The organism is Streptomyces sp. NPDC040610, assembly GCF_055594065.1.
This window is the reverse complement of record NZ_JBVIXA010000001.1, coordinates 1,392,176-1,415,309: the sequence shown is the minus strand read 5'-3', so window position 1 is coordinate 1,415,309 and position 23,134 is coordinate 1,392,176. Positions and strand designations below refer to the sequence as shown.

Here is a 23,134-nt window from a genome sequence, read left to right as displayed (position 1 = left end):
CTTGCGCCATCGCGTACAGTCGCGACTCGACGAGCCTCACCCGTATGGGTGAGTCACGTCGACGGTCAGAACGACGGCCCGGGCAAGCGCCGGGAGTCAGGACGAAAGGCCAGGAGATGGGACGCCACCGACGCTCCGCCGCCGGCCGCGCCGCCACCGGCCGCGCCGATCATTCCCCCTATTCCGATCACCCCGAACTTCCCGATCATTCCGATCGATCCGCCGACCTCACAGGTTCCGCGGACGCTTCGGGCGCCGCCGGTTCCAGCTCTTATGAGAACGCTTCCGGCGCGTACGGCTTTTACCCCGGGCGCGCGGAATACGGGGCGTACGCGGGTTCCGAGGGATTCGACGCGTCCTCCTCCGACGCCTATCTCTTCGGGACCTCGACCACCGCCGAGACGGCCGCGAGCGCCCTGCCCGGCGGGGCGGGCCGCGGACGCGGGACGTCGCACCGGCGCAGGCGTCGCGCCTCCACGCCCGTGCGCACCGGACTGCTCGGTGTCTCCGCCGCCGTCGCGATGGGTGCCGTCGCGGTGGCGTCCGGCCTGGTGCCCGGCGGCGACACCTACTCGCTGGGCGGTGGCGGCACCCCCGGCGCGGTCCGGACCACCGGTTCCCCCTCCGGACTCGACCCCCAGGGCGGCGCCGACGGCGCCGCCGAGGGCAGCCGGGCCACCCCGGGCCCCGGCTCCGACACCTCGGCCCCGGCCCCGTCGGGGTCCAGCGCCGAGCCGTCGAAGAAGCCGTCGGGGAAGCCTTCGACCAGCCCGTCCAAGCCGCAGGACGACCGCGGCGGCAAGGGCGACGAGGGCGACGAGAAGGACAAGGCCGAGGAGGGCAAGGGGACCGACAAGGACCGCAAGGACCCCGGCAGGGGTTCCGGCGCGGGCGCCCAGGACCCGACCCCGTCCCCGAGCCGTACGACGCCGGAGAAGCCGAAGGCCCCGCCCGCGCCCGCGCAGCCGTCGGCCGACGAGACCGCGGCCGAGGCCGAGGTGCTCGCCCTGGTCAACCAGGAGCGGGCCAACGTGGGCTGCCGCCCGGTGACCGCCGACCCCGGCCTCGCCACGCTGGCCGGGAACTTCAGCGCCGACATGGCCGAGCGGGACTTCTTCGCGCACACCGACCCGGACGGCGCGACCCCGTGGGACCGCGCCGAGAAGGCCGGCATCCAGGACTTGGGCGGCGAGAACATCGCCCGCGGCCAGGCCAACGCCCAGTCCGTCATGGACGCCTGGATGAACAGCCCCGGCCACCGGGCCAACATCCTCAACTGCGGCTACAAGACCCTGGGCGTCGGCGCGCACTTCGGCCCGGGCGGGCCGTGGTGGACGCAGGACTTCGGCTTCTGAGCGGACAGCTCGGCCTCTGAGCCCGCGGCTCTGCTCCCGGGCCGCAGCTCCGCCGGGCCCTGCCCCCCTCCGCGCCCCGACGACCTCCGCACCCCCGGCGTCAGGCCGCCACAGCCGCGCGGCCCGCGGCGACGACGCGCGCCGTCTCGGTGACCCGGCGGCCGAGGTGCTCCGCCGTCGCGATGTCCGCCTTGTGCACGGCCTCCGCGCCCTCGTCGGAGTTGCTCTGGGCGGCGGCGCCGGAGAAGAAGCCGAGGCGGTTGAGGTCGTTCTCGGAGCCCTCGGAGGAGTTCCAGCCGGGGAGCAGGCCGAGGTTCACCCAGTGCATGCCCTGCTGGGCGGCGAGGGTCTGGAAGTACTGCAGGGTGTGCAGCTTGTCGCCGCTCTTGGACGCGGAGTTGGTGAAGCCCGCGGCGAGCTTGTCCTGCCAGGCGCGGGTGAACCAGCGCTTCGACGAGGCCTCCGCGAAGACGTGGAAGGCGCCCGACGCGGTGCCCATGTAGGTGGGCGAGCCGAAGACGATCGCGTCCGCCGCGTCCAGGAGCTCCCACTGGGCCTCGGTGATCTCGTCGACCTTGATCAGGTGCGTGGTGGCACCGGCGTCCTCGGCGCCGGCGCGGACGGCTTCCGCGACGACGGCGGTGTGGCCGAATCCGGAGTGGTAGGCGATGGCGACAACGGGGCTGGACATGGCGGAGTACTCCTCGATGGGGACGGGGGTGGGGAGACGGCGGCATCGGACACAAGACCGACCGGACACAAGACCGACCGGCCGACCGGCCGACAAACGAAAGGAAAGCACTAACTTCTAGTTAGCGCAACCCATCAGTGAGCGCTGCGGGAGAGTACGCTAGGGGTATGGACTCCCTCGCACGCCCCGAGAGCGCCGCCGACGCGGACGCGGACCTCGCCTACAACGTGTTCGCCCGCGCCTGCCCGTCGCGGACCACGCTGGAGCACGTCACGGGTCGCTGGGGCGCGCTCACGCTGGGCGCGCTGCACGACGGGACGTTCCGGTTCAACGAGCTGCGCCGCCGGGTCGACGGCGTGAGCGAGAAGATGCTGTCGCAGACGCTGCACGCGCTGGAGCGCGACGGCCTGGTGCACCGCGACGCGCAGCCGACGAACCCGCCGCGCGTGGACTACCGCCTCACCCCGCTGGGCGAGCAGATCGCCGAGCGCCTGCTGACCCTGATCCGCTTCGTGGAGGGCAACCAGGACGACGTGCTGGCGGCCCAGCGGCGCTACGACAGCCAGGCCGGGAGCTGAGCCGTTACGACAGCCTCGGCGGGCGCTGGCAGCGCGGGCAGAAGTAGCTGGACCTGTTCATCCAGGGCCGCCGCCGCATCGGCGTCCCGCAGCGCCGGCAGGGCTCGTCCTCGCGGCCGTACGCGTCCAGGGAGCGGTCGAAGTAGCCCGACTCGCCGTTCACGTTGACGTAGAGGCTGTCGAAGCTGGTGCCGCCGACGGCGAGGGCCTCGTTCATCACGTCCCGTACGTGGCCGAGGAGTTCGGCGGTGCGGGGCCGGGTGAAGGTGGCCGTCGGGCGTTCGTAGTGCAGCCGGGTGCGCCAGAGGGCCTCGTCGGCGTAGATGTTGCCGACGCCGCTGATCAGGGACTGGTTGAGCAGCGCGCGCTTGATGGTGCTGCGGCTGCGGCGCAGGCCCTGGTGGAAGGCCTCGTCGTCGAAGAGCGGGTCGAGCGGGTCGCGGGCGATGTGCGCGATGACGTCGGGCAGGCCGTCCGGGGTGTTCTCGTGCAGGGAGAGCCCGCCGAAGGTCCGCTGGTCGACGAAGCGCAGCTCGGTGCCGGCCGCCTCCGGGGCGGCGCCGCCGATCTCGTCCGTGAAGCGCACCCGGATCCGCAAGTGCTTCTCGTCCGGGGTCTGTTCGGTCTTGACCAGGAGCTGGCCGCTCATGCCGAGGTGCGCGAGGACGGAGGTGCCGCTGTCCGCGAGGGGCAGCCACAGGTACTTGCCGCGCCGCATGGGGGCGCCGAAGCGGTGGCCCTTGAGGCCGAGCGCGAAGTCCTCGGCGCCCGCGATGTGCCGCCGGACGGCGCGCGGGTGCAGGACCTCCACGTCGGCGACGGTCCGCCCGCCGACCCAGCGCTCAAGACCGCGCCGTACGACCTCGACCTCGGGCAGTTCGGGCACGGGGGTCCTCCGGACGGGTGCGGGCTGGGGCACCTCAAGGGCCGGACGGGCTGGGTTCAGCCCGTCCGGCCCTTGAGGACAGTTGCCGTACGGCTCAAGCGGATTCGGCTTCGCCGAACGGCGAATCCGGCGGCGTGGCGTCGGCTTCCGCCGCCTTGGCCCGCTCGTCCGCCGCCGCGCGAATGGCGCGCCAGGCGGACTCCGCGGCCTGCTGCTCCGCTTCCTTCTTGCTGCGGCCGGTGCCGGTGCCGTACGAGACGCCTCCGACGCGGGCGGCAGCAGTAAAGGTCTTCTCGTGGTCCGGGCCGCTCTCCGAGACGAGGTACTCGGGCACGCCGAGGTTCTCCGTCGCGGTGAGCTCCTGGAGGCTGGTCTTCCAGTCCAGGCCCGCGCCGAGGTTCGAGGACTTCTCGATCAGCGGGTCGAAGAGCCGGTGCACCAGCTCGCTCGCCGCTTCCAGACCCCGGTCCAGATAGACCGCGCCGATCACCGCTTCCAGGGTGTCGGCGAGGATGGACGCCTTGTCCCGGCCCCCCGTGCCCTCTTCGCCCCGGCCGAGCCGGATGAAGGAGCCGAGTTCGAGCCCGCGGCCCACCTCCGCCAGCGCACGCGAGTTGACCACCGCGGCCCGCAGTTTGGCCAACTGGCCTTCGGGCAGGTCGGGGTGGGTGCGATACAGCGTGTCCGTGACCACGAGGCCGAGCACGGAGTCCCCGAGGAACTCCAGGCGCTCGTTGGTGGGCAGACCGCCGTTCTCGTACGCGTACGAACGGTGGGTGAGCGCACGCACCAGAAGGGCGGACTCGAGCTGATACCCGAGCCGCCCTTCCAGAAGCGTGTGGGACGAGGCTGCGTTGTTGCTGTCTGCCTGCATCTTGGCGTCATCCGCCTTCTTTGGGCTAGACACAGCGCCTCTCACCAGCCGCTCAGACCTCGAGGACCTGGCGCTTGTTGTAGGTGCCACAAGCGGGGCACGCGATGTGCTGCAGCTTGGGCTCCTGGCAACGCTCACACGAAACCAGGGTGGGGACCGCAGCCTTCCACTGCGACCGGCGGTGGCGCGTGTTGCTGCGCGACATCTTCCGCTTCGGAACAGCCACGGCTACTTCTCCTGCTTCTCGTCGACGTGCGCCGTTCGAGGCGCGTCGCCGCTCATCTCGTCCTTCTCGCCGTCCTGGATGGTGCCAGCGAGTCCTTGCAAAGCCGCCCAACGGATGTCGACGGCGTCATGGTGGTGGTCCGGGTCGTCCGCGAGCCGCACTCCGCATTCGGAGCACAGTCCCTCGCAGTCGTCCTGGCACACCGGCTGCATCGGCAGTGCGAGCACCACCGCGTCCCGCAGCACGGGCTCGAGGTCGAACATGCCGTCCTCGAGAAGAAGCCTGTCCTCGTCGTCCTCGGCGTCGTCGGCCGGTTCCGCGGTGCGGCCCCGGTCGTCGGCGTCAGGGTACGAGAACATCTCCTGGAAGTCCGCTTCGAGCGCGAGCTCGACCGGCTCCAGACACCTTACGCACTCCCCCTTGGCCGATGCACGGGCGGTGCCTGTGACAAGCACCCCTTCCATGACCGACTCCAGGCGGATGTCCAGCTCGACCGGGGCGCCGTCCGGCACCCCGATGACCCCTTCGACGCCGAACGGAGCCGGCGAACCGGGGGCGTCGATGGTGCGGGTCACCCTCTGCATGGCACCCGGACGCCGACCCAGCTCGTGTGTGTCGAACACAAGCGGGTTTCGGTGGTCGAGGCGCGTGCTCAGGGCTTTTCCTGCTTTCGAATCCTGGGAGTGTGGCAAGGAGGCCACCGCGCCGAGGCCGCGAGAACGCGGTGTGAGCGGGCAGCTCGGACCGCGGACATACGCGCGACCGAAGAGCCAGGATACTGGACCTTTCGCTCTCGGCCCAATCGGCCTGCGCCCGGCCACGGTGCCCGCGCCCGGTCCCGCCTAGCGCCCCTGCTCGTACTGGCGCAGCTGCTCCGCGCTGATCATGGTGGTGTCGAAGAGGCTGGTCTCGTCGAGCACGGCGGGCGCGGGGCTCTGCTGGCCGTAGCCCTGCGGCTGCGGCGGCTGCGGGGCCTGCTGCTGGTTCGGGTCGTAGCCCTGCTGCTGGTACGCGTAGGGGTCCTGCTGGTACGCGTACGGATCCTGCTGGCCGTACCCCTGCTGGTACGCGTACGGATCCTGGCCCGCGTACGGATCCTGGCCGCCGTACTGGTCCCCGCCCTGGGCGTAGGCGGCCTGCGCGTACTGGTCCTGGGCGGGCTGTCCGTACTGGTCCTGCTGGTACGCGTACGGGTCCGGCTCGTGCTGGGGCGGTGCGGGGGCGTACGGCTGCTGCGCCGGGATCGGCGGGGTGGCGGGCGGGGGCTGCGGGGCTGACTGGCGCGCGGGGCGGTCGGGGGTCTCGGCCAGGTCCGCCAGGTAGTCCGCGTCGGAGCTGTGCTTCTTGGCCGTGGCCTCGCCCAGCTCGCTCAGCTCGTCGGCGGGGGCGCGGCCGTGCAGGGTCTGGCGGCCGCGGCCGACGGCCTCCAGGGTCTTGGCGAGGACCGCCTCGAAGGCGCCGAGCTTCACGTCCACGTACACGTCGGCGTTGCGGCGCAGGGTCTCCGGGTCGTGGCTGCGCTCGGGGGCGTCCTCGTCCTCGTAGCCCTGCTCGTCGACGCCGGGTCCGGTGCCGAGGAGCTTCTCGCGGCCGCGGCCGACGGAGCCGAGGGTCTTGGTGAGGACGACCTCGAAGTTGGCGAGCTTGCTGTCCACGTAGTCGTCCGCCTCCTGGCGGACCTCGGTGGCCTCCTGCCGGGCCTCGTCGAGGATGCGGTCGGCCTCCGCCCGGGAGCGGCGCGCGACCTCCGTGTCGGAGATCAGCGAACCCCGCTCGGCGTGCGCGCCCTCGATGATCCGCTCGGCCTCCTGGCGCGCCTGCTCGACCAACTGCTCCCGGCCGCCGATCAGCTCCTGGGCCTGGGCGAGGGAGCCGGGCAGGGCCTGGCGCACCTCTTCGAGCAGCGCCAGGAGCTCGGCGCGGTTGACCACGCACGAGGCGGACATCGGCATGGACTTGGCGCTGCCGACCGTCTCGACGATCTGGTCGATCTTCTTCTGCACGTCCACCGCGGGCTCGCCACTCTCTACAGCTGGTTGGGAGACGGACGGGACGACTGTAGCCCCTGATCAGCCCTTGGCGAGGCGCTTGTTGAGGCCTTCGAGCACGACCGGGGGAACCAGGTGCGCGATGTCGCCACCCCAGGACGCGACCTCCTTGACCAGCGAGGAGGACAGGAAGCTGTAGGCGGGGTTGGTGGGCACGAACAGCGTCTCGACGCCGGTGAGGCCGTTGTTCATCTGGGCCATCTGGAGTTCGTAGTCGAAGTCGCTGACCGCGCGCAGGCCCTTGACGATGGCCGGAATGTCGCGTTCCTTGCAGAAGTCGACCAACAGGCCCTGGAACGACTCGACTTCCACGTTGCCGAACTCGGCGGTGACCTGGCGGATCAGCTCGATCCGCTCGTCGATCTCGAACAGGCCCTTCTTGGACTTGTTGATCATCACCGCGACGTGCACGACGTCGTACAGCTTGGAGGCGCGGGCGATGATGTCGAGGTGTCCATTGGTGATGGGGTCGAACGACCCCGGACAGACGGCGCGGCGCAACGGAAGTCCCTCGCTCTCCGGTCGGGTCATGGCGCGATCTCTGGCTCTTGGTACGAAGAGGCGGCGCGACCGTACCAAAACGTTCCCTCGCCGTAGCGACGGGACCTCAGTGCCTCGAAGCCGTCCGGCCAGCCGAATTCTCCGCCCCTCGTACTGCGTTCAACGGTGACGAGCGCGTCGTCCGTGAGCCAGCCTCCCGAGCGGAGTGTGAGCAGGATCTCCCGAAGATCGTTGTCTCCGACGGCGTAGGGGGGGTCGAGAAACACCAGGTCATAGGGGGTGGCAGGGGTTGACTCCCGGATGACCTGGGCGGCCTTGCCCGCCCTGGCCTCGGCTCCCGGCAGGCCCAGGGCCTTGATGTTCTCGCGGATGGTGCGCGCGGCGCGGGCGTCGGCCTCGACGAGCAGGGCGTGCGCGGCGCCACGGGACAGGGCCTCCAGGCCGACGGCGCCGGAGCCCGCGTACAGGTCGAGGACACGGGCGCCGTCGAGGGTGCCCTGGAAGGCCTGCCAGGTCGAGAACAGGCCCTCGCGGGCGCGGTCCGATGTGGGCCGGGTGCCGTTCCCCGGCGGGACGGCGAGGCGGCGTCCGCCGGCCACGCCGGCGATCACGCGGGTCATTGGGTCTCTGCGTCCTTCGGCTGGGGGTGGGGCCTGCCCTTGGGGGTGGGGCCTGCCTTCACGATATGCCGTGCGGGCGCGTCAGCCCCTGTCAGGCCTTGTCAGCCCTTGTCAGCCCTTTTCCAAGTACTGCTCGCGTTCCGCGTCCAGGAGTGCGTCCAGGGCCGTGCGCAGCTCGGGCAGGTGCTCCAGGTCGGGGTCGCGGGAGACCACGGCGGTCGCCTCCTCGCGGGCCGCGGCGATGATCTCCTCGTCGTCGATGACGGCGAGCATGCGCAGCGAGGAGCGGACGCCGGACTGGGCCTGGCCGAGCACATCGCCCTCGCGGCGCTGCTCCAGGTCGACGCGGGAGAGCTCGAAGCCGTCGAGGGTGGCCGCCACCGCGTTGAGCCGGGCGCGGGCGGGGCTCGCCTCCGGCATGTCGGTGACCAGGAGACACAGGCCGGGCGCGGAGCCACGGCCGACGCGGCCGCGGAGCTGGTGCAGCTGCGAGACGCCGAAGCGGTCGGCGTCCATGATCACCATGGCCGTGGCGTTCGGGACGTTCACCCCGACCTCGATCACCGTCGTGGCGACCAGGACGTGGGTCTCGCCCGCGGTGAAGCGGCGCATCACGGCGTCCTTGTCGTCGGGCTGCATGCGGCCGTGCAGGACCTCGACGCCGAGGCCGCGCAGGGGGCCGTGGGCCAGTTCCTCGGCCACGTCCAGGACGGCCAGCGGGGGACGCTTCTCGGCGTCGTCCGCCGGGGACTCCTTGGACTCCTTCTTGGCCGTCTTGCCCTGCTTGCTGCCCTGCTTGCCCTTCTTGGGCTCGTCCGGGCCCTCGTCGTCCAGGTCGCCGATGCGGGGGCAGACCACGTACGCCTGGTGGCCGTTCTCCACCTCCTCGCGCACGCGCTCCCACGCGCGGGCGAGGAAGTGCGGCTTGTCCTGGGACGGGACGACGTGGGTGGAGATCGGCGAGCGGCCCGCGGGAAGCTGGTCCAGGACGGAGGTCTCCAGGTCGCCGAAGACCGTCATCGCGACCGTGCGCGGAATGGGGGTCGCCGTCATGACGAGGAGGTGGGGCGGCTGCTTGCCCTTGCCGCGCAGGGCGTCGCGCTGCTCGACGCCGAAGCGGTGCTGCTCGTCGACCACGACCAGGCCGAGGTCGTGGAACTGCACCTTGTCCTCGATCAGGGCGTGCGTCCCGATGACGATGCCCGCCTCGCCCGTGACCAGGTCGAGCAGGGCCTGACGGCGGGCGGCCGTGCCCATGGAGCCGGTGAGCAGCGTGACCTTCGTGGCGTGCTCCGCTCCCCCGAGCATGCCGCCTTCCGCCAGCTCGCCCATCATCTCGGTGATCGAGCGGTGGTGCTGCTGGGCCAGGACCTCGGTGGGCGCGAGCATCGCGGCCTGGCCGCCCGCGTCGACGACGGCGAGCATGGCGCGCAGGGCCACCATCGTCTTCCCGGAGCCGACCTCCCCCTGCAGGAGGCGGTGCATCGGGTGTTCGGTGGCCAGGTCGTCGAAGATCTCCTTGGAGACCGTGCGCTGGCCGTCGGTGAGGGTGAAGGGCAGCTTCGCGTCGAAGGCGTCGAGGAGGCCGTCCGGGCGCGGTCTGCGGGCCACCGCCGGGAGCTGCGCGTCCGCGAACCGGCGCCGGGCCAGGGCGACCTGGAGCACGAACGCCTCGTCCCACTTCAGCCGGTCCCTGGCGGTGGCGATGTCCGCCTTCGCGTGCGGTCGGTGGATCTTCAGGAGGGCTTCGGGGAGCGGGATCAGGCCCCGGCCCTCGCGCAGGGCGGGCGGCAGCGGGTCCAGGGCCTCCTGGGCGCTGGGCAGCACCGCGTCGACGGACTTGGCGATCTTCCAGGACTCCAGCTTGGCGGTGGCCGGGTAGATCGGGATGAGCGCCCCGGCCCAGGAGTCCACCGCGTCCGCGGCCGAGTCGCCGTCGCCCCGCAGCAGTTCGTACGCCGGGTGGGCCAGCTGCATCTTGCGGTTGAACACGGACACCTTGCCCGCGAACATCGCCCGCGTGCCCGGCAGCAGGTCCTTGTGCGGCTTGTGGATGCCCCGGCCGAAGAAGACCAGCTGGAGCTGGCCGCTGCCGTCCGTGATGGTCACCTCCAGGCGCTGGCCGCTGCCGCCGTTGAACCGCAGCACGCGGGCGGTCGCCACCTGGGCGACGACCGTGACGTGCTCGTCCAGCGGGAGGTCGGAGAGGCGGGTCAGCTCGCCCCGCTCCGCGTACCTCCGTGGGTAGTGGTGCAGGAGGTCGCCGACCGTGTGCAGGCCGAGGTGCTCGGCCATCACCTTCGCGGTGGCCTGGCCGAGCGCGTTCTTCAATGGTTCCTGGAGCGCGTGCACGAGATCCATTGCACACCACGGGACTGACAATCGGGGGCAGGGGGCGGGTGAAGGGGGCCGGGGCCCTGCGGGGCTCTCCCCGACCCCGCCCCTTCCCGAAACCGGGGGCTGCGCCCCCGGGCCCCGCTGATCGGCGCTCCGCGCCTCGTCCTCAAACGCCGGACGGGCTGAGTACCTGCCGGGGCGCGCGCAGCGCGATCGGGGGCGCCACCGGCCGAGGGGTCACTCCACGCCGATGAGGAGCAGGGGCGCCTGGGGCCCGCCCCGGTACAGCACCGTGTCCACGGCCAGGTGGCCGTCGCGTACGTGCTTCTCCAGGTATGCGGCGACCTCGTCGGACACCGCGTCCCCGAGGATGAGCGTCACCATCTCGCCGCCCGCCGCCAGCATCCGGTCGAGCACGGCCGCCGCGGTGCGCGCGACCTCCGGGCCGATCACCGCCACGTCGCCGTCGATGAGGCCGAGCACGTCCCCGGCCTGGCAGATGCCCGCCGTCGTCCAGGACTGCCGCTCGGCGACGGCCAGTTCGGCGTACCGGGTCGCCCCGGCTGCCGAGGTCATCGCGACGACGTCCTCGTCGAACCGGCGGTCCGGCTCGTGCACGGCGAGCGCCGCGATGCCCTGGACGGCGGAGCGGGTCGGGATGAGGGCGACGCGTACGCCTTCGGAGCGGGCCTGTTCGGCGGCCGCCGCCGCGGTGTGGCGCAGCCCGGCGTCGTTGGGCAGCAGGACCACCTCGCGCGCGTGGGCGCGCCGGATCGCCTCCACGAGTTCCCCACTGGCGGGCGGCTCCCCCGCGCGCGCGGGCACCGTGGTCGCCCCGGCCTCCGCGTACAGGGCGGCCAGGCCGTCCCCCGGTACGACGGCGACGATGCCGCGCTGCACGCGCTCCCTGGGCGGCTGTTTCGTCCGTACGGTGTGGGCGTCGCCGACTCCGAAGTGCGTGATCCGGATGCGGTACGGGCGACCCGCCTCGACCCCCGCCTCGACGGCCGCACCCGCGTCGTCCACGTGGACGTGCACGTTCCACAAACCGTCGCCGCCGACGACCACGAGGGAGTCCCCGAGGACGTCGAGCCGGGTCCGCAGCCGGGCCACGGCGGCGTCCTCGGCCTCCAGGAGATAGATCACTTCGAAGGCGGGGCCGGGGCCGTCGGGGGCCGGGTCGGCGCATTCGGTGAGTGCGGGGACGGTCCGTCCGGCGGCGCCCACAGGGCCTTCGGGCAGGGCGGTGGGTGGTCCTTCGTACGCATCGGCGGTGTCCCCGGAGACACCGGCGAGCCCTCCGGCCGCCTCGACAGCCCCCCGGGATGCCTCCGCACCGCCGCCCGCAACAGCCCCACCGGCCTCCGCCCCGACCCCGGCGGCAAGCCCGCCCCCCACCACCCAGGGCCGCACCGTCTCCCCCGACAGCGCCCCCACCAACGCACCCAGGACCGCCACCAGCCCCCGCCCACCGGCGTCCACGACCCCCGCACGACCGAGTACCGCGAGCTGCCCCGGCGTCGCGTCCAGCGCCGCGCAGGCGCCGTCGTACGCCGCGCGGGCCACCACCGCGCAGTCGCCCGCCGACCGCGCGGCCCCGGCGGCGGCCTCCGCCGCCGCCCCCGCGACCGTCAGGACCGTGCCCTCCACGGGATGGGCCACCGCCTGGTACGCGGACTGGGCCGCCCGCTCCAGCGCCAGGGCGAGGCGCGCCGCGTCGGCGTGATGAGCGTCACGGCGCCGCTCATGGCCGCCTCGCCTGTCCTCGTCGCGGGACTCATGGGGCCCATGGGGCTCATAGGCACCGCCGCCGTCCCCCTCACCCCCACGCGCCCCCTCCGAGCCCCCGCCCGCCTCCTCCGAAAGAACCTGGGCCATCCCCCGCAGCAGTTGGGCCAGGATCGTCCCGGAGTTGCCCCGGGCGCCGATCAGCGCGCCGTGGGCCAGCGCGCGGACCACCTCGGTGAGCTCGGGGCGGGCCGGTTCGAGGCCGGTGAAGACCGCGTCGACCGCCTGGGAGGCCGACTCCATCGTCAAGTAGAGGTTGGTCCCGGTGTCCGCGTCCGCGACCGGATAGACGTTGATCGCGTCGATCTCCTCGCGGGCCTGTCCCAGCGCGTCCAGAGCGAGCACGCTCCATGCGCGGACTGCGACAGCGTCGAGGTTCTGCGGCAACGGTCGCCTCCTAGGAGCGTCGCGGGACGCCTCCGTCGTGCCTCACGGGATGGTGGGACGCAGCGTAGACCTGGGCCGGAGGAGGTCCTGGGGGTGGGGCCGGGGGCGAGACATGGTAGTTTCGTTGTACCGAAGCAGTCGTTGTATGCTGCTCCGGTTGCCCGATACGCATCGGGCCATTCCTCCTGGCAACGCCACTCCGATCATTGCACTGATCCCGGCATGCCGGGTTTAACCGTAAGTGCATCTGAAGTCTTTGGAGTGACCCGTGGCTGCCAACTGCGACGTCTGCGGCAAGGGGCCGGGCTTCGGCAACAACATCTCGCACTCGCACCGCCGTACGCCCCGTCGCTGGAACCCGAACATCCAGCGTGTGCGTGCCGTGGTCGGCGGGACGCCGAAGCGCCTCAACGCCTGCACCTCGTGCATCAAGGCCGGCAAGGTCTCGCGCTGACGCCAGCGCGGCCACCTAGCTGGTTGCTGAATCAGCCGGTTCCCTTCGGGGGGCCGGCTTTTTCGTCTGCCCTGCTCGGGTCCGCCGCCGCGTCCGCCCTGCTCGGGTCCGCCGTCGAGCCGCCCCCGTGCGGGGTGCCTGCCAGAATCTGACGGATGCGCTTCGGCATCCTCGGCCCGCTCGACGTCCGCACCCCCGACGGCACTCCCCTGGACCCCGGCGGACCGCGCCCCCGCGCACTGCTCACGCTGCTGCTCCTGGACGCGGGCCGCACGGTCCCCCTGGCGCGGCTGACCGACGGGCTCTACGGCGACGAGCCGCCCGCGGGCGCCGCGAACGCCCTGCAGTCCCAGGTCTCCCGGCTGCGCAAGCGCCTGGGCCTGGACATCGAGGCCACCCCCACCGGCTACCGCCTCACGGTCTCCCCCGAGGACGTCGACCTCCACCGTTTCGAGCGCCTGGCCCGCGAAGGGCGGCGGCTGCTCGGCTCCGGCGATCACGGCCGGGCCGCCGCGCTCCTGCGGGAGGCGCTCGGCCTGTGGCGGGGCCCCGCCCTCGCCGAACTGCCGGGCGCCGCTCCCCTCGTCACCCGGCTCGAAGAGCTGCGCCTGGCCGCCGTCCAGGACCGTGTCGACGCGGACCTCGCGGTCGGCGGCGGCCCCGACCTCGTACCGGAACTGCGGGAACTGATCTCCGGGCAGCCGCTGAGCGAGCGGCTGTACGGGCAGCTGATGCGGGCGCTGCACGCGGCCGGGCGGCCCGCGGAGGCGCTCGCGGTCTACGAAGAGGTGCGGCGGGCCCTGGCCGACGCGCTGGGCGCCGACCCCTCGGCCGAGCTGTCCGCGCTCCACCTGGAGCTGCTGCGGGGGCAGGGACCGGCCAGGCAGCGGGGCGTCCCGGCGCAGGTGACGCGGTTCATCGGACGGGCCGACGAGCTCGCCCGGATCGGTGCGCTCCTCGCCGACGCCCGCCTGGTGACGCTCATCGGGCCCGGCGGCGCGGGCAAGACGCGGCTCGCCGTCGAGGCCGCCCGCGCGCTGCCGGACGTCTGCTTCGTGGAGCTCGCGCCGCTCGCCGACGGGTCCCAGGTGCCGTACGCGATCCTGACCGCGCTCGGCGTGCGGGACGGCCTGCACGCGCCGGGCGGTGACGCCACCGAGCGGCTGCTGTCCGCGCTCCACGGGCGTGAGCTGCTGCTCGTCCTGGACAACTGCGAGCACCTCGTCGACGCGGCGGCCGCGGTGACCGGGCTGCTGCTCGGCGACTGCCCCGGGGTGCGGGTCCTGGCCACGAGCCGGGAGGGTCTGGGGATCACCGGCGAGGTCCTGTGGCCGGTTCCGCCGCTGGCCGCCGAGCCCGCGGCCCGGCTCTTCGCCGACCGGGCGGCCTCCGTGCGACCCGACGCGGCGAGCCTCCGTGCCGAGCACGCACGACGCCTGACCGACGAGATCTGCGCGGCCCTCGACGGGCTTCCGCTCGCCATCGAGCTGGCCGCGGCCCGGCTTCGCACCCTGACCCTGGACGAGCTGGCCGCGCGGCTCGGCGACCGCTTCCGGCTGCTCTCGCGCGGCGACCGCACGAAGGCGCCCCGGCACCGCACCCTGCACGCGGTCGTCGAGTGGAGCTGGGAGCTGCTCGACGACGAGGAGCGCGGCCTCGCCCGCCGGCTGACGGTGTTCCCCTCGGGGGCGACGCTCGACGCGGTGGAGGCGGTCTGCGGGATCCCGTACCCGGAGGACCTGCTCGCCTCGCTCGTGGAGAAGTCGTTCCTCGACGTGGCCGACGGACGCTACGGCATGCTCAGGACCATCCACGCGTTCTGCGCCCGGCAGCTCGCCGCCGCGGGCGAGGAGGACCGGCTGCGGGACGCGCACGCCGCGTACTTCCTGCGCCTGGCCGAGCACGCCGAGCCGATGCTGCGCGGCGGCGGCCAACTGCCGTGGCTGGCCAAACTGGCCGCCGAGCGCGGCAACCTGGACGACGCGCTGCGCCACCTCACCCGCACCGACCCGCACGGCGGGCTGCGGCTGCTGGCCGCCCTCTCCTGGTTCTGGCGGCTGCGAGGGCTGTACGGGGAGCGCAGGGCGCGAGCCCTCGACCTCCTCGGCGCCGTCGGCACGGAGCCGCCGCCGGGCCTCTTCGAGGAGTACGCCCTGTGCGTGATCAACACGATCGCGGGCGACGGTGACGACCCCGCGGAGCCGGAGCGCATCGCCCGCGCCGACCGTCTCGTCGCCGCCCTGGAGGGCCCGCTCAGGCTGCCGCACCTGATCGTGCAGTGGTCGGTGGCGGGCGGCCCCGACCACAGCATGACGGAGCGGGTCCGCGCCCAGGTCGGCGCCCACCCCTGGGGGGTGGCGCTCCTGGACCTCGGGCTCGGCTTCCAGGAGCAGTTCGCGGGCCGCCCCGACGCGGCCGGGGCGGCGTTCGCCCGTGCTCTCGCGGGCTTCCGGCGGACCGGGGACCGCTGGGGCATGGCCAACTGCCTCGATCCGCTGGGGATGTTCGCCGACTGGCGGGGCGAGCGGGACCGGGCGCTCACCCTGCTCGACGAGGGCCTGGCGCACGTACGCGACCTCGCGGCCCCCGAGGAGACCGCCGACCTGCTGCACCAGCGCGCCACGGTCCTGCTGCACCGGGGCGACTTCGAGGAGGCCGCCGCGCACTACACGCGCGCCGCCGACCTGGCCCGCGCCGCCGGTGTCCCCGACAAGGTGGCGACCGCACGGCGCGGCCTGGGCGACGTGGCCCGCCTCTCCGGAGACACGGCAGGCGCGCGTGCGCACTACGAGGCGGCTCTGGAGACGTACGCCGCCAACTGGTTCAGCCTCGGGCAGAGCGTGCGGACCCTCGTGGGCCTGGGCCGTACCGCGCTCGCCGAGTCCCGCCCGGAGGAGGCCGCCGACTGGGTGGAGCAGGCCCGCGTCCTGGCCTCGGACACCGGGGAACTGGCCGAGGTCGCCGAGGCGCTGGCGGCCCTCGCCACGGACCCCGAGGAGGCCGCCCGGTTCCTCGGGGCCGCGCACGGCCTGCGCGGCACCTTGATCGCCGGTGACCCCGATGTCGTACGCGTCGAGGCGGCGACCCGCGCGCGGCTCTCTCCGGAGGCGTACGAGAAGGCCTTCGAGCAGGGCCGCGGCCTGCGGTCGGCGGCGGTCAGGGAACGGTAGGCGCACGGTCAGCGGCCGCGTCGATGCTGCCCCCATGACGACCTCGACGAGCACCCCGCGGACCGCCGCCCACAGCCTCGCCCACCTGAACGTCCTGATCTCCGGCGCCAGCGTCGCGGGCCCCGCGCTCGCCCTCTGGCTCGCCCGCTACGGAGCCCGCGTCACCGTTCTGGAGAAGGCGCCCGCGCTGCGCGAAGGCGGCTTCGCCGTCGACTTCAGGGGCGAGGTGCACCGCACGGTGCTGCGCCGCATGGGCATCTGGGACGAGGTCCACCGCAGGCAGACGCACATGGGCCGGCAGACCATCGTCGAGGCCGACGACCAGGAGCGGGTGGATCTGCCCGCGTTCCTGATGAGCGGCGACGTGGAGATCTTCCGCGGGGAGCTGTCCAAGATCCTTTACGAGCGGACCAAGGACCGCGTGGAGTACGTCTTCGGAGACTCCGTCGCCTCGCTGACCGAGGACTCCGAAGGCGTCGACGTGACCTTCGACCACGGCGCTCCCCGCCGCTTCGACCTCGTCGTCGGCGCCGACGGGCTGCACTCCCACACCCGCCGTCTGGTCTTCGGCGACGAGTCCCGGTACCTGCGCTTCCTCGGCTACTACGTGGCGGGGTTCGGCATCCCCAACCACCTCGGCCTTAACCGCACCGCCCGCATCTACAGCGAACCCGGCCGCAGCCTCATGGTCAGCAACTACGACGGCGACCCGGCGCGGGCCGGGGTGGGCCTGGTCTTCAAGTCCGAGCGGCTCGACTACGACCGGCACGACCTCGGGCAGCAGCAGAAGATCCTCGCCGACCGGTTCGCGGGCCTGGGCTGGACGCACGCGGCCAGGGCCCTGGACGGCCTGGAGAGCGCCGGGGACCTGTACTTCGACGCCATCGCGCAGATCCACGTCGACCGGCTCTCCCAGGGCCGTGTGGTCCTTCTCGGCGACGCCGGGTACGGCGCCACGATGGGCGGCATCGGGACGGGCACCGCGCTGGTCTCCGCGTACGTCCTGGCCGGCGAGCTCGCGGCCGCGCGGGGCGACCACCGGGTCGGCTTCGCCGCGTACGAGGCGGAGATCCGCGCCTACGCGAAGGGCTGCCAGAAGACCTCGGGCAACGCGGGTCCCTTCCTCGCACCGGCGACCGAGAAGAAGATCCGCAGCCGCGACCGGATGTACCGGATCCTCAGCTCCCGCCTCCTGGCGGGCTTCTTCAAGAAGCTCACCGAGAGGGCCGCGAGCGACCTCACGCTCAAGGACTACGCCCGGCAGCCCGCCGCGGACTACGCCTCCTCGAACCGCCAGCCGTGATCCACCGGTCCGATCCCGCCGCCGAGCGCGAACCCGGCGGCGATCGCCCCGGTGACGTACTCCTTGGCGGCCGTGACGGCCTCCGGAACGCTCCGCCCCTTCGCCAGCTCCGAGGCGATCGCACTGGCGAGGGTGCACCCGGTGCCGTGCGTGTGGCGGTTGTCGTGGCGCGGGGAGCGCAGCCAGTGCTCCTCGGAGCCGTCCGTGAGGAGGTCGACGGCGTCCCCGGCGAGATGGCCGCCCTTGATGACGACCCACGCGGGGCCGTACGCCAGGACGGCCGCGGCGGCGCGCCGCATGTCGTCCTCGGACCCGACGCGCACGCCGGTCAGCTGGGCGACCTCGTCGAGGTTGGGGGTGGCGACGGCGGCGACCGGGAGGAGCTTGGTGCGGACGGAGTCGAGCGCGGAGGCGGCGAGCAGCGCGTCCCCGTGCTTGGAGACGCCGACCGGGTCGACGACGGCGGGGGCGTCCGTGGCGGAGATCAACTCGGCGACCGCCTCGACCAGTTCGGCGGAGGCCAGCATCCCCGTCTTGACGGCCTGGACGCCGATGTCGTCGACGACGCTGCGGTACTGCGCCCGCACCGCCTCCACGGGCAGCTCCCAAGCGCCCTGCACGCCCAGGGAGTTCTGCGCCGTGACGGCCGTGACGACGCTCATACCGTGCGTGCCGAGCGCGAGCATCGTCTTCAGGTCGGCCTGGATCCCGGCCCCGCCCCCGGAGTCGGAGCCCGCGACGGTGAGCACCCGGGGCGGCGCCGTACGGGACGTACGGGGCGTGTGCGGTAGGCCCGCCGCGCTCACGAGTCGCCGCCGTTCTCCCCGAAGTGGTCCCAGCCCTTGCTGGTCCAGGGCGCGCCGTCGACCGTGACCTGCGGCTGCGCGGAGGGGTTCAGGACCTCGCCGATGACCTTCCAGCGGGCGGGCAGCTTCACGTCGGACGGGAAGGTCGCCACGATCGCGTGGTCCTCGCCGCCGTTGAGCACCCACTGCAGCGGGTCGACGCCGACGGCCTGCCCGATGTCGTTCATCTGCGAGGGCACGTCGACGTCGCCGGAGCGGATGTCGATGCGCACCTTGCTGGCCTCGGCGATGTGGCCGAGGTCGGCGATCAGGCCGTCGCTCACGTCCGTCATGGCGGTCGCGCCGAGCCCGGCGGCCGCGGGGCCCGCGTGGTAGGGCGGCTCGGGCCTGCGGTGGGCCTCCACGAAGGCGCGCGGCGAGCGGAAGCCGCGGGAGAGCACCGCGTGCCCGGCGGCGGACCAGCCGAGCCAGCCGGTGACGGCGACGGCGTCGCCGGGCTGGGCGCCCGCGCGCGTGACGGGTTCGTGGTTGCGCAGGTCGCCGAGCGCGGTGATCGAGACGGTGATCGTGTCGCCGCGTACGACATCGCCGCCGACCACGGCCGCGCCCGCGACCTGGCACTCGTCGCGCAGGCCGTCCATGAGCTCGATGGGCCAGCTCGCGGGGAGTTCGGCGGGCACCACGAGGCCGAGCAGGATCGCCGTGGGCACGGCGCCCATGGCCGCGATGTCGGCGAGGTTCTGGGCGGCGGCCTTGCGGCCGACGTCGTAGGCCGTGGACCAGTCGCGGCGGAAGTGCCGGCCCTCCAGGAGGATGTCGGTGCTGGCCACGACCCTGCGGTCCGGGGCGGCCACGACGGCGGCGTCGTCGCCGGGGCCGAGGCGTACGGCCGGGGTGGAGGTGAGCCGCGAGGTGAGCTCCTTGATGAGCCCGAACTCGCCCAACTCGCCGACGGTGCCCTTCATGCGCGTGCTGCTCCTTCTGCCACGGTCGCCGCGGTCCGCTTGCGGTCGCGAGCCGTCCCTGTCGTCGGTACGGTCGACGGAGCCGTCAACCTGTGTTGTCCGTCCGCCGCGATGTGCGCGCCACAGCTCCCCCGGGTCTCCCCGTGGCGAGCGGCGACGCGGTACCGTGGCGTCCCTTCTCCCCACATGATCCTCGTGGCCGCCCTGGAGGTTCCGTGGTACAGGCGTACATCCTGATCCAGACCGAGGTCGGCAAGGCGTCGACCGTCGCCGAGCTGATCGGCAAGATCCCGGGAGTGATCCAGGCCGAGGACGTGACCGGTCCCTACGATGTCATCGTGCGCGCGCAGGCGGACACGGTCGACGAACTCGGCCGCATGGTGGTTGCCAAGGTCCAGCAGGTGGACGGCATCACCAGAACCCTGACCTGCCCGGTCGTGCACTTGTAGCCCCCGTCTACCCTGGCCCGGTGAACATCCCCCGTCTCCGGCGCCGCTGTCTCATGGGCGTGGCCGCTTGCGCGACGCTGATCGCGTCAACGGCCTGCTCATCAACGGACGACACTGCGTCGGTGGTGGTTCCGTCCCCGGCGGCGAAGGCCGCGGGGCTCTGCCGGGATCTGCGCGCGCAGCTCCCGAAGAAGGTCGACGGTCTTGAGCGCACCGACCCCGGACCGAAGTCGGAGTTGACCGCCGGGTGGGGAGACCCGGCGATCATACTGCGCTGCGGTGTGGAACGGCCCCCCGAGATGTCCGACCCCGAGGTGGCCAAGTCGGACGGGGTGAAGGTCAACGGCGTGGCCTGGCTCCTGCAGAAGCGCGACGACGGCAGTTACGTCTTCACCACCGCGCTGCGCCTCGCCTACGTGGAGGTGACGCTGCCCAAGGAGCGGACAGGGGGCGGCCTCGGTCCGCTCACGGACTTCGCCGCCCCCATCAAGAAGACGATCCCCAAGGGCGTGGCCTAGCCACGCCCGGCCGGGCGCTAGCGCAGCCCGGTGGAGCGGTTCAGCGCCGCCTGGATGAGGCGGTCCACCAGCTCCGCGTAGCCGACGCCGCTCTTCTCCCACATCTGCGGGTACATGGAGATCGGCGTGAAGCCCGGCATCGTGTTGACCTCGTTGATGACGAACCGGCCGTCCTCGGTGAGGAAGAAGTCCGCGCGCACCAGGCCCTCGCAGGACGTCGCCTCGAAGGCCTCGACCGCGAGCCGCTGCACCTCGGCGGTCTCCTCGGGCGTCAGCGGGGCGGGCACGAGGCCGGGCGTCGAGTCGATGTACTTCGCCTCGAAGTCGTAGTAGTCGTGCGCCTGCACCGGCGGGATCTCGGCGGGCACGCTGGCGCGCGGTCCGTCCTCGAACTCCAGGACGCCGCACTCGATCTCGCGGCCGCGCAGCAGCGACTCCACGATGATCTTCGGGTCGTGGCGCCGGGCCTCCGCGATGGCCTCGTCGAGGCCTTCGAAGGAGTCGACCTTGGTGATGCCGATCGAGGAGCCCGCACGCGCGGGCTTGATGAACAGCGGCCAGCCGTGCTCGCCCGCGAAGTCCGCGATGCGCTGCCGGGCGTTCTTCTCCTCGCGCTCCCACTCGCGGGGGCGGATCACCAGGTACGGGCCGACGGGCAGCCCGAAGGAGGTGAAGACCCGCTTCATGTACTCCTTGTCCTGGCCGACGGCCGAGGCGAGCACACCCGCGCCCACGTACGGCACGCCGGACAGCTCCAGGAGCCCCTGGAGGGTGCCGTCCTCCCCGTACGGGCCGTGCAGCATCGGGAAGACCACGTCGACCTCGCCGAGCGCCTTGGGCACCGCGCCGGGCTCGCTGTAGACGACCTCGCGGTTGCCCGGGTCGACGGGCAGGACGACGCCGCCGCCGTCGGACTCGGCGAGCTCCGCGACGCTGGGGACCTTGCGGTCGGCGATGGCCATCCGGTCGGGGTCGTCCGCGGTCAGCGCCCAGCGCCCGTCCGTCGTGATGCCGATCGGCAGCACGTCGTACTTGGTCCGGTCGATCGCGCGCAGGACGGCACCGGCGGTGACGACGGAGATGCCGTGCTCCGAGCTGCGGCCGCCGAACACGACGGCCACACGCGGCTTGCGGGGGCTCTGGGGGAGGTTCTCGCTGCTCATATCGCGTTGAGCGTACCCGCTGGCCCCGGCGGAGTCAGTGTGCCGCCCGTCAGCAGCGGGTCAGCGGCGCTCGGGCTTGGCGCTGCGCGACATCAGCTCCTTGAGGGCGACCAGCGGCGGCGTGCCCTCGTGCACGATGCCGACGACCGTCTCGGTGATCGGCATGTCGACGCCGTGCCTGCGGGCCAGATCGAGCACGGACTCGCAGGACTTGACGCCCTCCGCGGTCTGCTTGGTGACCGCGATGGTCTCCTGCAGGGTCATGCCCTTGCCGAGGTTGGTGCCGAAGGTGTGGTTGCGCGAGAGCGGCGATGAGCAGGTGGCCACCAGGTCGCCGAGGCCCGCGAGCCCCGAGAACGTCAGCGGGTCGGCGCCCATCGCGAGGCCGAGCCGGGTGGTCTCGGCGAGCCCACGCGTGATGAGCGAGCCCTTGGTGTTGTCGCCGAGTCCCATGCCGTCCGCGATGCCGACGGCGAGCCCGATGACGTTCTTCACGGCGCCGCCGAGCTCGCAGCCGACGACGTCGGTGTTCGTGTACGGCCGGAAGTACGGGGTGTGGCAGGCGGCCTGGAGGAGCTGGGCGACCGTTTCGTCGGTGCAGGCGACCACGGACGCGGCGGGCTGGCGGGCGGCGATCTCACGGGCCAGGTTGGGCCCGGTGACGACGGCGATCCGCTCGGCGGGCGCCTTGGTGACGTCCTCGATGACCTCGCTCATGCGCATGGCGGAGCCCAGCTCGACGCCCTTCATCAGCGAGACGAGCACCGTGTCGGGGGCGAGCAGCGGGGTCCAGGCGGCGAGGTTGCCGCGCAGCGTCTGCGAGGGCACGGCCAGCACGGTGAAGTCGGCGTCGGCCGCGGCGGCGGCCGGGTCGGTGGTGGCGGTCAGGTTCCGCGGCAGCTCGACGCCCGGCAGATAGTCCGGGTTGGTGTGGGTGGAGTTGACCGCCTCGGCGAGTTCGGCGCGGCGGGCCCACAGGGTGACGTCGCAGCCGGCGTCGGCCAGGACCATCCCGAAGGCCGTCCCCCACGAGCCGGTTCCGAAGACGGCGGCCTTCAGGGATCGGGTCACTTGCTCTCCTCCGAACTGCCTTGCTCTGTACGGCCGCTGGCGGCGGAGCTCCCGTCGGCGGAGGTCTCCTTGGCCTTGCGGCGCTGCGCGAGACGAACCTCACGCGGGTCGTAACGCTTCTGCGGGGCCCGCTCGCCGCGCAGCTCCTCCAGGAGCTCGGTGATGGCCGCCATGATGGCCTCGGTGGCCTCCTTCAGGAGGTCCGGGGTCATCTCCTTGTCGTAGAAGCGCGCCAGGTCGACCGGCTCACCGGCGAGCACGTGGTGCGTCTTGCGGGGCAGCACGTCGGGCTTCTTCGCGTACGGCGGCAGCACCTCGTTGGCGCCCCACTGGGCCACCGGAATGACCGGGCACTTGGTCTGCAGAGCCACGCGGGCGACGCCCGTCTTGGCCGTCATGGGCCACAGGTCGGGGTCGCGGGTGAGGGTGCCCTCGGGGTAGAACGCCACGCATTCGCCGCGCTCGACGGCCTCGATGGCGGCCCGGAAGGCGCTCAGCGCGTTGGTGGTCTCGCGGTAGACCGGGATCTGCCCGGTGCCCCGCATGAACGCCCCGACGAAGCCCTTCTTGAAGAGCCCGTGCTTGGCGAGGAAACGCGGGACCCGCCCGGTGTTGTACTGAAAGTGGGCGTACGCGAACGGGTCGAGATGGGAATTGTGGTTCACGGCGGTGATAAAACCGCCGTCGGCCGGAATGTTCTCCATTCCCCGCCAGTCCCGCTTGATCAGAACCAACAGCGGCGGTTTAGCGATGACCGCCGCCAAGCGGTACCAGAAGCCGATTCTGCGGCGGGACACTCGGACACCTTCCTCCATGAGCCTGGTCGGCCGCACAAGTGTCGCCCCGGGCTGCCGTCCTGTCGAGAACACCGTACGCCCACCCGTCCGCCCTCTCCCCGTCACGCCCCGCCTGGCCCGTGCGCGCCGGGCACCGGCCCGCCGCAC

At 72.7% G+C, this 23,134-nt stretch carries 22 protein-coding genes; 7 read left to right on the top strand and 15 right to left on the bottom strand.

Annotated features, from left to right (window positions below):
- The first annotated feature begins 116 nt into the window (after nt 1–116).
- Nucleotides 117–1,355 (top strand): CAP domain-containing protein, encoded by a 1,239-nt coding sequence (locus ACZ6AA_RS06295; protein WP_471456500.1) that lies wholly within the window; start codon nt 117–119, stop codon nt 1,353–1,355.
- 100 nt (nt 1,356–1,455) lie between these two features.
- On the opposite strand, the gene ACZ6AA_RS06290 is transcribed toward ACZ6AA_RS06295, so the two are convergent.
- Nucleotides 1,456–2,046: a flavodoxin family protein gene (locus tag ACZ6AA_RS06290; RefSeq protein ID WP_468451962.1), complete on the bottom strand. Its 591-nt coding sequence runs from the start codon at nt 2,044–2,046 to the stop codon at nt 1,456–1,458.
- Between the two features lie 167 nt (nt 2,047–2,213).
- Here ACZ6AA_RS06290 and ACZ6AA_RS06285 point away from each other — a divergent pair, with 167 nt between their 5' ends.
- Nucleotides 2,214–2,624, top strand: a complete 411-nt coding sequence (locus ACZ6AA_RS06285) for a winged helix-turn-helix transcriptional regulator (protein WP_468481971.1) — start codon at nt 2,214–2,216, stop codon at nt 2,622–2,624.
- A 4-nt stretch (nt 2,625–2,628) separates the two neighbouring features.
- Here the strand turns inward: ACZ6AA_RS06285 and mutM are convergent, their stop codons facing one another.
- The 9 genes from mutM to ACZ6AA_RS06240 form a co-directional block, all read right to left on the bottom strand.
- Entirely contained in the window at nt 2,629–3,510 is an 882-nt protein-coding gene (gene mutM / locus ACZ6AA_RS06280) for a bifunctional DNA-formamidopyrimidine glycosylase/DNA-(apurinic or apyrimidinic site) lyase (RefSeq protein ID WP_468451966.1), read from the bottom strand.
- Nucleotides 3,511–3,604: 94 nt separating this feature from the next.
- Nucleotides 3,605–4,429 carry a ribonuclease III gene (rnc, locus tag ACZ6AA_RS06275; RefSeq protein WP_468451968.1) on the bottom strand — a complete coding sequence of 275 codons (825 nt, stop codon included), beginning with the start codon at nt 4,427–4,429 and terminating at the stop codon, nt 3,605–3,607.
- Between the two features lie 7 nt (nt 4,430–4,436).
- Entirely contained in the window at nt 4,437–4,610 is a 174-nt protein-coding gene (gene rpmF / locus ACZ6AA_RS06270; protein ID WP_030361955.1) for a 50S ribosomal protein L32, read from the bottom strand.
- 2 nt (nt 4,611–4,612) lie between these two features.
- Nucleotides 4,613–5,302, bottom strand: coding sequence for a YceD family protein (locus tag ACZ6AA_RS06265; RefSeq protein WP_468451970.1), 690 nt, complete (start codon nt 5,300–5,302; stop codon nt 4,613–4,615).
- A gap of 150 nt (nt 5,303–5,452) precedes the next feature.
- A complete protein-coding gene (locus ACZ6AA_RS06260; RefSeq protein WP_471456497.1) occupies nt 5,453–6,619 on the bottom strand; it encodes an ATP synthase F0 subunit B in 1,167 nt (388 codons plus the stop codon).
- 60 nt (nt 6,620–6,679) lie between these two features.
- Nucleotides 6,680–7,159 carry a pantetheine-phosphate adenylyltransferase gene (gene coaD, locus ACZ6AA_RS06255; protein WP_193560590.1) on the bottom strand — a complete coding sequence of 160 codons (480 nt, stop codon included), beginning with the start codon at nt 7,157–7,159 and terminating at the stop codon, nt 6,680–6,682.
- A gap of 26 nt (nt 7,160–7,185) precedes the next feature.
- A complete protein-coding gene (gene rsmD / locus ACZ6AA_RS06250) occupies nt 7,186–7,779 on the bottom strand; it encodes a 16S rRNA (guanine(966)-N(2))-methyltransferase RsmD (RefSeq protein ID WP_471456495.1) in 594 nt (197 codons plus the stop codon).
- A gap of 111 nt (nt 7,780–7,890) precedes the next feature.
- The gene (gene recG / locus ACZ6AA_RS06245) at nt 7,891–10,140 is read right to left on the bottom strand and encodes an ATP-dependent DNA helicase RecG (RefSeq protein ID WP_471456493.1); all 2,250 of its coding nucleotides are present in this window, start codon (nt 10,138–10,140) and stop codon (nt 7,891–7,893) included.
- Between the two features lie 213 nt (nt 10,141–10,353).
- On the bottom strand, nt 10,354–12,291 hold the full coding sequence (locus ACZ6AA_RS06240; protein WP_471456491.1) for a DAK2 domain-containing protein: 1,938 nt from the start codon (nt 12,289–12,291) through the stop codon (nt 10,354–10,356).
- A gap of 268 nt (nt 12,292–12,559) precedes the next feature.
- Here ACZ6AA_RS06240 and rpmB point away from each other — a divergent pair, with 268 nt between their 5' ends.
- From rpmB to ACZ6AA_RS06225, 3 genes are all read left to right on the top strand, one after another.
- Nucleotides 12,560–12,745, top strand: a complete 186-nt coding sequence (rpmB, locus tag ACZ6AA_RS06235; RefSeq protein WP_030195073.1) for a 50S ribosomal protein L28 — start codon at nt 12,560–12,562, stop codon at nt 12,743–12,745.
- Nucleotides 12,746–12,900: 155 nt separating this feature from the next.
- Entirely contained in the window at nt 12,901–15,915 is a 3,015-nt protein-coding gene (locus tag ACZ6AA_RS06230) for an AfsR/SARP family transcriptional regulator (RefSeq protein WP_471456489.1), read from the top strand.
- A gap of 34 nt (nt 15,916–15,949) precedes the next feature.
- The gene (locus tag ACZ6AA_RS06225; RefSeq protein WP_471456487.1) at nt 15,950–17,218 is read left to right on the top strand and encodes an FAD-dependent monooxygenase; all 1,269 of its coding nucleotides are present in this window, start codon (nt 15,950–15,952) and stop codon (nt 17,216–17,218) included.
- On the opposite strand, the gene thiD is transcribed toward ACZ6AA_RS06225, so the two are convergent.
- Both thiD and ACZ6AA_RS06215 read right to left on the bottom strand, forming a co-directional pair.
- Nucleotides 17,191–18,024, bottom strand: coding sequence for a bifunctional hydroxymethylpyrimidine kinase/phosphomethylpyrimidine kinase (gene thiD / locus ACZ6AA_RS06220; RefSeq protein WP_468451984.1), 834 nt, complete (start codon nt 18,022–18,024; stop codon nt 17,191–17,193). The two genes, ACZ6AA_RS06225 and thiD, sit on opposite strands and share 28 nt — an antisense overlap.
- Nucleotides 18,021–18,989 carry a thiamine-phosphate kinase gene (locus ACZ6AA_RS06215; RefSeq protein WP_468451986.1) on the bottom strand — a complete coding sequence of 323 codons (969 nt, stop codon included), beginning with the start codon at nt 18,987–18,989 and terminating at the stop codon, nt 18,021–18,023. Before ACZ6AA_RS06215 ends, thiD begins: the two co-directional genes overlap by 4 nt.
- 215 nt (nt 18,990–19,204) lie before the next feature.
- On the opposite strand from ACZ6AA_RS06215, the gene ACZ6AA_RS06210 reads away from it, so the two are divergent.
- Both ACZ6AA_RS06210 and ACZ6AA_RS06205 read left to right on the top strand, forming a co-directional pair.
- Entirely contained in the window at nt 19,205–19,438 is a 234-nt protein-coding gene (locus ACZ6AA_RS06210) for an Lrp/AsnC family transcriptional regulator (RefSeq protein ID WP_016642988.1), read from the top strand.
- Nucleotides 19,439–19,458: 20 nt separating this feature from the next.
- Entirely contained in the window at nt 19,459–19,956 is a 498-nt protein-coding gene (locus ACZ6AA_RS06205; protein WP_468451988.1) for a DUF3515 domain-containing protein, read from the top strand.
- Between the two features lie 17 nt (nt 19,957–19,973).
- Here the strand turns inward: ACZ6AA_RS06205 and ACZ6AA_RS06200 are convergent, their stop codons facing one another.
- Genes ACZ6AA_RS06200 through ACZ6AA_RS06190 form a run of 3 tightly spaced genes read right to left on the bottom strand, consistent with a single transcriptional unit; the run spans nt 19,974 to nt 22,987 of the window.
- A complete protein-coding gene (locus tag ACZ6AA_RS06200; RefSeq protein ID WP_468481963.1) occupies nt 19,974–21,119 on the bottom strand; it encodes a D-alanine--D-alanine ligase family protein in 1,146 nt (381 codons plus the stop codon).
- Nucleotides 21,120–21,179: 60 nt separating this feature from the next.
- Nucleotides 21,180–22,190 carry an NAD(P)H-dependent glycerol-3-phosphate dehydrogenase gene (locus ACZ6AA_RS06195; RefSeq protein ID WP_471456484.1) on the bottom strand — a complete coding sequence of 337 codons (1,011 nt, stop codon included), beginning with the start codon at nt 22,188–22,190 and terminating at the stop codon, nt 21,180–21,182.
- Nucleotides 22,187–22,987: a lysophospholipid acyltransferase family protein gene (locus ACZ6AA_RS06190; protein ID WP_468451994.1), complete on the bottom strand. Its 801-nt coding sequence runs from the start codon at nt 22,985–22,987 to the stop codon at nt 22,187–22,189. The genes ACZ6AA_RS06195 and ACZ6AA_RS06190 overlap by 4 nt, the downstream gene beginning before the upstream one ends.
- Nucleotides 22,988–23,134 lie beyond the last annotated feature (147 nt).